Here is a 9,808-nt window from a genome sequence, read left to right on the forward strand (position 1 = left end):
ATTACAAAGGATTAATTTATTCAGGCGATCGCTATAAGATACGGCTACTTCTCCAGCAATATAACCCCCTGTTAAACTCCCCAAAATACTACATTTTTCAATCCCTAATTGATCTAACAATAAAATAACAGTTTTAGCATAGTCTGAAATAGAATATTCCCTTGGAGGTTTATCCGAATCTCCTAACCCCATTAAGTCCATAGCAATAAGACGATATTTAGGGGCTAAAATTGCCATGAATTCTTTAAATTCATCGCTACTTCGAGGAGTCATAGGAAGTAAAACAAGAGGTTCTCCTTCTCCTCCAATGCGGTAAAAAATTTGTCCGTCTTCTGTATCTAAAAACGCTCTTTTTATTTTCATAATATTTAATTTATCCCCCTCTATTTTTTATCTAAAAAATCAATAACAAATGTAGATATTTCTTCAGGCATTTGATTAATCATACAGATAGTTCCCCCTTCAATTTTAACAGATTTACTATGGGGAATTGCTTCAGATAACCAACCTTGATTTTCTGCTTTTGCTAAACCATATTTTTCAATAGGTTCTAATGCTTTAGTTCCTGTAAAAACTAAGGTCGGACATTGAATAAGTTTAAACCTTTCTTGAGCATAAACACAATATTTACTAACTGCTAAACCAGTATAAATAGGTCCGCAAAAAGCTTTTAAATCATCAATAAGACAACGGTGATTTAATTCCGCTTCCAGATAATTACTCCGTGCCAACCATCTTTCCATGAGGTGAGAACCATCTTCTTTGATCGTAAATCCTTGTTTATATCTTTTACCGACTTTTTCCGCTTCTTCTGCATCAAAACCATGAACATTACAAAGGATTAATTTATTCAGGCGATCGCTATAAGATACGGCTACTTCTCCAGCAATATAACCCCCTGTTAAACTCCCCAAAATACTACATTTTTCAATCCCTAATTGATCTAACAATAAAATAACAGTTTTAGCATAGTCTGAAATAGAATATTCCCTTGGAGGTTTATCCGAATCTCCTAACCCCATTAAGTCCATAGCAATAACACGATATTTAGGGGCTAAAATTGCCATGAATTCTTTAAATTCATCGCTACTTCGAGGAGTCATGTGAAGTAAAAGTAGAGGTTCTCCTTCTCCTCCTATTCGGTAAAAAATTTGTCCGTCTTCTGTGTCTAAAAAAGCTTTTTTAATCGGTTGATTCATTTTTGCTTAAGTTCACTTATATTAAGAAGCCATAACAATTTTAGTAGCTAAAATTTTTTGGTTAGTGCTTCAGTCTATTTAATAGATAAATAGTCTGCTTAATTATAAGCTAATTGTGAGAATAAAGCAACAGATAATCAAACCAGTTTTATAATTATCAAATAAAGTTGATTTACTTCATTTTATAGATGAAATTGATAGTATTGCACTAGATTAACTAATAAGATGAACTGAAGGTAGTGCTGTGTCTAGACTAAAATTTTGGGTAAAAAACCTAACCCCCCAACCCCCTTCCCTACCAGGGAAGGGGGATTTCCCCCCTCTCGGAGCAGGAGAGGGGTCGGGGGAGAGGTCTTAATTTATGAAACTTACCCACAAAATAAATCTAGGCACGCTACTATTTTGAGAGCGAGTCGCCACCAAGTTAAATTGTCCTGAAAATTAGAGTGGCATCCTGAAATAGGATACCAATAAAATTTACTAATAATTATATATGGCCACCAGATTAATTGAATTAGAAGATGGTATTTTAGTTGAGGCAGAAGTCCCAGAGAATGAAGCCCAGCCTATTTCTACTAATGTTATTAAAGAAGTTAAGTCTAGTTTTGCTAAAGTTAAACCTATATTAATTAGTATTAGTCGTCCTATTGCTGAAGCTTGGCAAGAAATAAATAAAGATATGGAAATTGAACAAGCTGAGGTAGAAGTAGGTTTTAATTTTGAGGGGGAAGGTAATCTTTATATTACTAAAGGAAAGGCTGGTACGAATTTAAAAATTAAGTTAGTTCTGAAACCTAAAAAGTCAAAGAATGAGTAATTTAGAAGAATCTATTGTTTTAATTACCAGTGCTAGTGACAACTCTCGCAAAGCAGATGTTATTGGCACTGGATTTGCTTTTTATCGAGATGATAATTATACTTATTTGCTAACTTGTGCCCATGTTGTTGAGGATGTGGGTGGTGAGGAAAATGTATTGGTTAATAATATTCGGGCAAAAGTTTTAGCAACAGGAGATGTTAAGGGTTTTGATTTAGCAGTATTGGGAGTTGAAAAACTGAATGTGCCACTTTTCCAGCTAATAAGTTTATCGGAAGCAGAAAATAGAAAGTTTCAGACAGCAGGTCATTATCTCTATGGTGAAGAGAAAAAAATATTGCTGGAAACTGTTGATGGAACTTTGGGGAAAAAGCGTTTCGCTCGTCAAAATAATGAAAGGGTGGCAGTTTGGAATTTGTTAATTAATGAAGGCGATCGCCTCCGTAAAGGTTATAGTGGCGCACCTGTAGTTGACTTGGAAACTGGTCGTGTGTTGGGTGTAGCTACGAATATGGAGAAAGATGGAGTGGAGGGGTTGGCTATTTCGGTAGAAGCTTTGAGCAAGATTTGGTCTGGAATGCCTCCTGCTATTTTTCAACAAATTAAATCTTTTACTGAAGATTTGGGTAGTGGTGTGATATTGGAAATGGTGGCTATTCCTGAGGGTACTTTTATTATGGGTTCGCCAGAAAATGAAGAGGGAAGATTTGACAGTGAAAGTCCTCAACATGAAGTTACTCTACAACCTTTTTATATGAGCAAATACCCTATTACTCAAAATCAGTATCAAGCCATTATGGGAAAAAATCCCTCTGGCTTTAAAGGAGGAAACCGCCCAGTAGAATGTGTCTCATGGTACGATGCCACAGAATTTTGTCAAAAGCTATCCCAAAAAACTGGAAAAAACTACAGACTACCTAGTGAGAGTCAGTGGGAATATGCTTGTCGCGCTGGTACGACTACTCCCTTCTATTTTGGAAAAACTATAACGTCTGAGTTAGTTAACTATAATGGGAACTATACTTATGGCAATGCCTCTAAAGGAAAATATCGACAACAAACAACTAATGTGGGAAGTTTTCCACCCAATGCTTTTGGTTTATATGATATGCACGGCAATGTCTGGGAATGGTGTGCTGATGACTGGCATAAAAACTATAAAGGTGCGCCTATTGATGGCAGTGCTTGGGTGGAAAACAGTGAAAAAAAACATTTAACCGTAATGCGTGGCGGTGCTTGGTTCCTCATTCCTGATATCTGCCGTTCTGCGATTCGCAGCAACAGCAATTGGCGCGTAAACCACATCAACGCTGTTGGTTTTCGTGTTGTATGCGATAGCGGGAAAACTGAATGAAGTTATGTAGGTTGGGTTGAGGAAACGAAACCAAAAATTTTCACCTTTTTTGTTAGGTTTTGTTGGGTTTCACTCCGTTCTACCCAACCTACAATTACATTACTAAAGAGACGATATCCTCTTATGTAGGTTGGGTTGAGGAAACGAAACCAAACATTTTCACCTTTTTTGTTAAGTTTGGTTGGGTTTCACTGCGTTCTACCCAACCTACAATTATCTTACTAAAGAGACGATATCCTCTTATGTAGGTTGGGTTGAGGAAACGAAACCAAACATTTTCACCTTTTTTGTTAGGTTTGGTTGGGTTTCACTGCGTTCTACCCAACCTACAATTATCTTACTAAAGAGACGATATCCTCTTATGTAGGTTGGGTTGAGGAAACGAAACCAAACATTTTCACCTTTTTTGTTAGGTTTGGTTGGGTTTCACTGCGTTCTACCCAACCTACAATTATCTTACTAATTATGAAGTCCGAAACCGCGCTAACTCTTCCCCAGTCTTCGCATCATGGGCGTGAACCGTACACACCAAACAAGAATCAAAAGACCGAGCAACATGACCAACTTCCACGGGGTCATTCACATCAGCAATAGGAATACCGACTAACGCCTCCTCAATAGGTCCGCGCACACCTTCGCCATCGCGAGGTCCGACATTCCAAGTAGTCGGCGCAATAACCTGATAATTTTTAATCTTGCCGCCTTCTATTTCCACCCAATGACAGAGGGAACCGCGACTAGCATTAGTGGCACCCCAACCGCGACCATCTTTTTCTTGAGGCTTAATATACCAAGGATCGCGCAACTGAAACTCCCGCAAACAACGTTCTGTTTCACGGTACAATTTAGTTAGTTCGTGCATTCTGGCAAACACGCGCAAATGTACGCTCGGTCCGCCCATTTTCTTGAACATATCCAAAACTAAACCGTCTTTGTGCTGCCAACTTTCTCCATGGTCGCCACCTGATATTAATTCCCGCGCTAAAGCACCAACTTCCATCCGACCTAAGTCTTGGTGAGATACAGCAGTTGACCAAGAATAAGCACCATCAAAATCAATATCATTATTAGGAACAGGTACGGTAGTGCGGTCAAAAGGATGTACATCTGCATCACCCTCGTTATACCAAGCGTGGGAAGTATTCTCCCGCGTAAAAGTATGCTCCATCAATTGATGAATATCTGTAGCGCTATCGTAGACACCACTTTTCATAATCATGGCAGCATTCCGACCTTCAATAGTCGGACGTTGATACTTATCTTCGTGAGGCAAATATCCCCAACTCATATATTTACCAACACCTGCACCAATTTTATCCAAACCAATATTTAAACCCATGCGCCAATAGAAACCGAGGTCGGAACTAGCATGATTAGGATTTTCATCTAGCCATTCCATGAAATCTTCATAAGTTTGAATTTGTTCAAACCTGTCAATGGAACAACCCAACCATATCGGTTCTAACCAGTTAGTGCGGAAATATTCCAACATTGCCCAGGCGCGGGTAACGTCGGTGAGAGTGGGAGCGCACATAACGCCACCGGGAACCATGAAACTAGAGTGAGGCCATTGACCGCCGAATAGAGCATATATTTCTACGGGTTTTGCTGCAACAGTAATACCTGGTTCGTAGGATGTACCTGTGAATGCTGCAAAACGTTTACAAGCTTCTTCGTAGAAAGGACTATTTTGATACTTTTTGTTTGTTAAGTCGATCGCGTATAACCCGTAAAAGTAGCGTGGATGACTTTGGAGTGTTTCTACAAGTTGACCGAGGTTACGAGCCAGGATAGCGTTACGAGGTACTTCTGTTTGCCAAGCTGTATCTAACGCCCAGGATGCACAGGTGAGGTGAGAAGCACCGCAAATTCCACAAATTCTGGGAGTGACGATGAGACCAGCTTTAGGGTCTTTACCTTTGAGGATGACTTCAAAACCTCGGAACATTTGTGCTTGAGTCCAAGCGTTGGTTACATATCCGTCTTGAATGTCAACTCTTACGTCTAGGTCGCCTTCAACGCGCCCCACGGGAGAAATGTCTAATGTTTGTACTTTAGTTTGAACCATTTTTTCAGTTATCAGTTATTAGTTATCAACTTCTGTAGGTTGGGTTAAGCGTATCTCGCAACCCAACAACTCTATTAAATATCATGTTCAAAGCTCGTAGTAGGGCTTTAGTCCTATCTATAACTTCGGGCTAAAGCCCTACTACAAACAAAAGCTTTTTTTATCACTTATTATCCAGACATGATATTAAGTAGCTCGGTGTAATTAAATGTCTGAAGCGAAGAAGATGTATGTTTGTGCACAACGATCAATAAAAGCAATTTATTGTAATTACTTCGTTCCTCGCAACAACAGAAGATTTTATTATGTTGGGTTTCGTTGCCTCAACCCAACCTACAAATTTTAAACTGTAAAGAAATCTTCCTCAGCCCATTCTGGGGTTGAATCTTTAGCAACCATAGTCAGCAAAGCATAATCTTTACGGTTAACTCCCGTTGGTAATTCTTTCGGAACTCCCATGACTGTTTGCGTCTTAAATACCGTTCCCGGTACAAGGTCGTGGAATGGAAATTCTGGTTCCGTACAACCCAAACATGGCATTCCCGCGCGAGTCTTAGAAGAAACCCGGTTCCACAAAATGCGGTTACAGGAAGAGCGAGTCATGGGTCCGCGACAACCTAAGTCATAGAATAGACATCCTTGACGCTGCCCAAAATCTGAAGTGGAAGCTTTGTAAGCAAAGTGAACGTTGCGAGTACAACCTGTTTGAGTGAAGCTTTTGAAAAATGTTTCGGGGCGGTGAAATTCGTCTAAGGTAATGTCATCGAGTCTACCAGTGGCAACCGCTACCAATATTTGCGAAATCCAATCTGGGTGTGCGGGGCAACCAGGAATATTAATAACTGGGTATCCAGCTTTACTCTTGAAGTCTTCTCCTAAAAATCCGCCTTTTTTCCGTTTCAGAAATTGCAAACCTTCAGACTCACTGGGGTTTGGTGCCATTGCCGGAATACCGCCATAAGTAGCGCAGTCTCCCACCGCGACGACGAAACCTGCAACTTCCGATAATTCTTGTACCCAATCTTTCATCGGGCGATCGGCAAAACGGTTCCATTCTCCCGTGCCATTGGGCGCGTTAATTATAGTTCCTTCATATACTAATATATCTAAATGTGTTTTTCCCGAAAGACAATCTTGTAATAATTGTTGAACGTTTGTACCAAGTTCCATTCCGAGGGAAGGATGCCAGAGTACATTAATGCCGAAGTCTGTGATTAGGTCACAAATATTTGGTTCTTCAGCATTGAGAAATGATATGGTATTGCCAGAACAAGCTCCACCTTGAAGCCACAGTAGATTTATCATTCTCCCGAATTCTCCTCTCTGTTATCTTAAGTTGAGATGGGATTGACGATAGAATTTGTTGCACCCTAATTCAACCTTTATGAAATTATAAAGGGTAGATAATGAAGACTTTGTATAATTTATGAAATTTTTTATTATTGATTATATGGTTAGTTTTTTGATGTTATTTTGTTGTTTTTGATACTTTATTTTCAAAATTTTATTGGTAAGAAAATCTTTAAAAAAATCTAAAATAACTTATCCTAGATTTTGTGAAACTTAATTAAAGCTGATAGCTGAATGCTTAAAGCTCTGTTCACAGGAAAACCCCTTCTTGATGAATATTCAATAATAAGGGACTTTTCTCTTGTTGAAATTGATATTCACTCATATAAACACAACTTACTAACACCCCATACTCGATACATATATCGGAAATAAACTCAATGATTTTTTGATGATTATTATATACAGTTTTTTTGTCTTTTAAAACTACTAAAATATCAATATCTGAGTCTGGTTTTGCGTCTGCCCTTGCTTGAGAACCAAATAAAACTAAACTAATAAAAGTATCTTGATAAATTTGTTGAAATTCCTGTTTCACCCTGGTCATAATTTCTGCTAATTTTTGATGTTCTCCTAAATTTTCAACTGTACATAGAGGAATATTTATCATTTCAAATTATAACTCCCTTGTTTCAATATTCGACGTGTTAATTCTACTACTGCTAAATTTCCTGAATCTTGTCTAACAGTTAGGAATACTTGTATATTACACCGTCATATTATCATGTGGCACTCAAATATACCTCTGCCCAATATATCTATTATAGTCCCGGAAAATACAGCAGTTTCCGAAGCTATGAAGTACATATATGGAGGGTTTTAGGGAGTAGGGGAGTAAGGGAACAAGCAAAAAATATTTACCCTATCAAAAGTCCTGTTATTGTACTTCAGCGCTGTATAAGGAAATGGCTTGATGAATATTTGGATAAGACTAATCTTACCAAAACTGAAGTAATGGGTAGAGCTTTGACTCAAGACCTAGGTATCAATGATGAATTTCGATTTACTCAGAGATTGTCTGAAGTGGAAAAACAGTTATTTGAAATTGAAAAATTAATCAAGAAATAACTAAGGAGCGATAGTTTTTATGTTGATGTCAGATGTTGGTTATAACTATACTCAATTAGAGACATTGCTGAGTGAGAAAAAGTGGAAAGAAGCAGATCGGGAAACTGCTCGTTGTATGTTGCAAGTTGCAGGGCTAGAGAACGAAGGTTACCTAACAAAAGAAGATATAGAAAATTTTCTTTGTGCAGACCTCGGCAGAATTGACCAACTTTGGTTACAATATAGTAACGATCAATTTGGCTTTTCTGTGCAAAAGGAAATTTATCAGAATTTAGGTGGTACAACAGAGTATAATCAGGAAGTATATGAAGCGTTCAATAACAAAGTCGGATGGAGTCAAGAAGGACAATTTTTGTTATACCCTGACCTAGATTTTAGCTCAGATGAACATTACAGGGGATACCTCCCAGGTTGTGTTTTAAAGTTAGACGTTTGGTATGTGAGGTTGGGTTGGCTATCTGATGGGGTTTTCTATCGCGGTTGGGATTTGGTATCTTCTCTCTCAGAGAGACTTGTAGAATGTAAAATACAGCGTTTTCCCTTGTTATGAGGTACAAAACTTTAGGTTTGAGGGAACAGGGAACACTTAACTGGGAACAGGGAATAGGGAATAGAAAAGAAGAAAAACAACTGTACCTCATAACTTCGGAAACTGCTGTATAAACGTTTCAGCCGCCTTATCAGTTATCAGTTTTTTATAACCCGTTTCTCCCTCTACACATCATTAAAAAATTGCATTACTACCTCTTGTTATAAGGTACTTCTACTTTTCTATTCAACCTCCTAGAGTTTCCTTTGACAAATATAGCAATTTTTAACTCCATAACCAGAAAAATAAAATAGTAAAATATCATCCTTATTCTGGTCATATCAAATCCGGCTGAAAACTGGTCATTGCGACGATAGGAAGCAATCTCCCGCAACCTTTGAGATTGCTTCCTGCCACTCCGTTCCAGTCGCTGCGGACTTACAATAACTAATCATTCGGATTTGATATCAGTTAATAATTTAGTTATTATTATTTTTGGATTCAAGGAGTATGTAAAAATGGCTTACAGCGATTTTAAAACTATTAATCAAGCTCAAGCTACTTTTGATCTTAGTATTAATATGGTTAATCTATTTCCTAATATCGAATTAGTTGAACCGAGTGAATATTTGAAAATAACTCTCAAACGTAATCTCAAAGTTGCTTTTGATAATAATACTGAAAAAGCTCGATCGGAGTTAATTATTGCACCTTTGTTGATAGAAATCAGAGAAATATTTGATGGTAAAATTAGTTTGTTTTATGGCAGAGATTTTAATGTCGATATTACCAGCGGACTAAATGGGTTTTGTGACTACATTTTGAGTGCTTCAGAATTTACTCTAGAAATAGAATCTCCTGTAATAACTATTGTTGAGGCTAAAAATGAAAGTACAAATGTAGGTTTAGGTCAATGTATTGCAGAATTATTCAAATGCAAATTAGAGGAGCTACTATAGCAGTCGAAGCAAAGATTAGGACATTTCTAAATTCTGAAACCCTTTGACAGTTTACTATTCCCTATTCCCTATTCCCTATTCCCGATTCAAGTAGCGCTATATGATAATTTTATCAAGAAAATTTAGGAAATAATTAATGGCTGAAATATTAATCATCGGTTACGGTAACACTCTCCGCAGTGATGATGGTGCAGGTCAACGGGTGGCAGAGTTAGTTGCTGAGTGGAATCTGCAAAATGTACGATCGCTGCCACTACATCAACTTACTCCAGAATTGGCAGAACCTATATCTCAAGCTGGATTAGTTATTTTTGTTGATGCTTACCCAGCAACCTCTGAACAAGGTTTGCAGGTTCATCAACTTTGCGCTCCCCCCTCTTCCCACACTCCCCCCTCTTCCCACACTCCCCCCTCTTCCCACACTCCCCCCCCCCCCCCCCCCCCCCCCCCCCCCCCCCCCCCCC

The 9,808-nt window shown here is 38.4% G+C and carries 9 protein-coding genes and 3 pseudogenes; 7 read left to right on the forward strand and 5 right to left on the reverse strand.

Features of this window, described 5'->3' with window-relative positions:
• Both F6K22_RS12750 and F6K22_RS12755 read right to left on the reverse strand, forming a co-directional pair.
• The coding region (locus F6K22_RS12750; protein WP_293097925.1) for an alpha/beta fold hydrolase at positions 1 to 363 on the reverse strand (363 nt) is incomplete at its 3' end.
• A gap of 20 nt (positions 364 to 383) precedes the next feature.
• Positions 384 to 1,199 carry an alpha/beta fold hydrolase gene (locus tag F6K22_RS12755; protein WP_293097927.1) on the reverse strand — a complete coding sequence of 272 codons (816 nt, stop codon included), beginning with the start codon at positions 1,197 to 1,199 and terminating at the stop codon, positions 384 to 386.
• Positions 1,200 to 1,692: 493 nt separating this feature from the next.
• On the opposite strand from F6K22_RS12755, the gene F6K22_RS12760 reads away from it, so the two are divergent.
• From F6K22_RS12760 to F6K22_RS12770, 3 genes and pseudogenes are all read left to right on the forward strand, one after another.
• On the forward strand, positions 1,693 to 2,016 hold the full coding sequence (locus tag F6K22_RS12760; protein WP_293097929.1) for a CU044_2847 family protein: 324 nt from the start codon (positions 1,693 to 1,695) through the stop codon (positions 2,014 to 2,016).
• Positions 2,009 to 2,506: pseudogene (locus tag F6K22_RS12765) on the forward strand (S1 family peptidase); the annotation flags it as partial. The gene F6K22_RS12760 and the pseudogene F6K22_RS12765, both read left to right, overlap by 8 nt.
• 108 nt (positions 2,507 to 2,614) lie before the next feature.
• Positions 2,615 to 3,370, forward strand: a pseudogene (locus F6K22_RS12770) (formylglycine-generating enzyme family protein); the annotation flags it as partial.
• A 463-nt stretch (positions 3,371 to 3,833) separates the two neighbouring features.
• Here F6K22_RS12770 and F6K22_RS12775 read toward each other — a convergent pair.
• The 3 genes from F6K22_RS12775 to F6K22_RS12785 form a co-directional block, all read right to left on the reverse strand.
• Positions 3,834 to 5,438, reverse strand: a complete 1,605-nt coding sequence (locus F6K22_RS12775) for a nickel-dependent hydrogenase large subunit (RefSeq protein ID WP_293097931.1) — start codon at positions 5,436 to 5,438, stop codon at positions 3,834 to 3,836.
• Positions 5,439 to 5,780: 342 nt separating this feature from the next.
• Entirely contained in the window at positions 5,781 to 6,743 is a 963-nt protein-coding gene (locus F6K22_RS12780) for a hydrogenase small subunit (RefSeq protein WP_293097932.1), read from the reverse strand.
• Between the two features lie 295 nt (positions 6,744 to 7,038).
• Positions 7,039 to 7,398, reverse strand: coding sequence for a nucleotidyltransferase family protein (locus F6K22_RS12785; RefSeq protein WP_293097934.1), 360 nt, complete (start codon positions 7,396 to 7,398; stop codon positions 7,039 to 7,041).
• 311 nt (positions 7,399 to 7,709) lie between these two features.
• Between F6K22_RS12785 and F6K22_RS12790 the strand changes: the two genes are divergently transcribed.
• The 4 genes and pseudogenes from F6K22_RS12790 to F6K22_RS12805 all read left to right on the forward strand — a co-directional run.
• Entirely contained in the window at positions 7,710 to 7,856 is a 147-nt protein-coding gene (locus F6K22_RS12790; protein ID WP_293097936.1) for a hypothetical protein, read from the forward strand.
• Between the two features lie 19 nt (positions 7,857 to 7,875).
• Positions 7,876 to 8,406: a GUN4 domain-containing protein gene (locus F6K22_RS12795; RefSeq protein ID WP_293097938.1), complete on the forward strand. Its 531-nt coding sequence runs from the start codon at positions 7,876 to 7,878 to the stop codon at positions 8,404 to 8,406.
• A gap of 497 nt (positions 8,407 to 8,903) precedes the next feature.
• Positions 8,904 to 9,344: a hypothetical protein gene (locus F6K22_RS12800; protein ID WP_293097940.1), complete on the forward strand. Its 441-nt coding sequence runs from the start codon at positions 8,904 to 8,906 to the stop codon at positions 9,342 to 9,344.
• Between the two features lie 136 nt (positions 9,345 to 9,480).
• Positions 9,481 to 9,808: pseudogene (locus tag F6K22_RS12805) on the forward strand (hypothetical protein); the annotation flags it as partial.

This window comes from Okeania sp. SIO2F4 (assembly GCF_010672385.1).
Classification (GTDB): Bacteria; Cyanobacteriota; Cyanobacteriia; order Cyanobacteriales; family Microcoleaceae; genus Trichodesmium.

Excerpts from the sequence above, each read along its gene's own strand:
- F6K22_RS12795 (WP_293097938.1), top strand. The coding sequence starts at position 7,876 with ATGTTGATGTCAGATGTTGGTTATAACTATACTCAATTAGAGACATTG.
- F6K22_RS12755 (WP_293097927.1), bottom strand. The coding sequence starts at position 1,199 with ATGAATCAACCGATTAAAAAAGCTTTTTTAGACACAGAAGACGGACAA.
- F6K22_RS12800 (WP_293097940.1), top strand. The coding sequence starts at position 8,904 with ATGGCTTACAGCGATTTTAAAACTATTAATCAAGCTCAAGCTACTTTT.
- F6K22_RS12775 (WP_293097931.1), bottom strand. The coding sequence starts at position 5,438 with ATGGTTCAAACTAAAGTACAAACATTAGACATTTCTCCCGTGGGGCGC.
- F6K22_RS12780 (WP_293097932.1), bottom strand. The coding sequence starts at position 6,743 with ATGATAAATCTACTGTGGCTTCAAGGTGGAGCTTGTTCTGGCAATACC.
- F6K22_RS12785 (WP_293097934.1), bottom strand. The coding sequence starts at position 7,398 with ATGATAAATATTCCTCTATGTACAGTTGAAAATTTAGGAGAACATCAA.
- F6K22_RS12760 (WP_293097929.1), top strand. The coding sequence starts at position 1,693 with ATGGCCACCAGATTAATTGAATTAGAAGATGGTATTTTAGTTGAGGCA.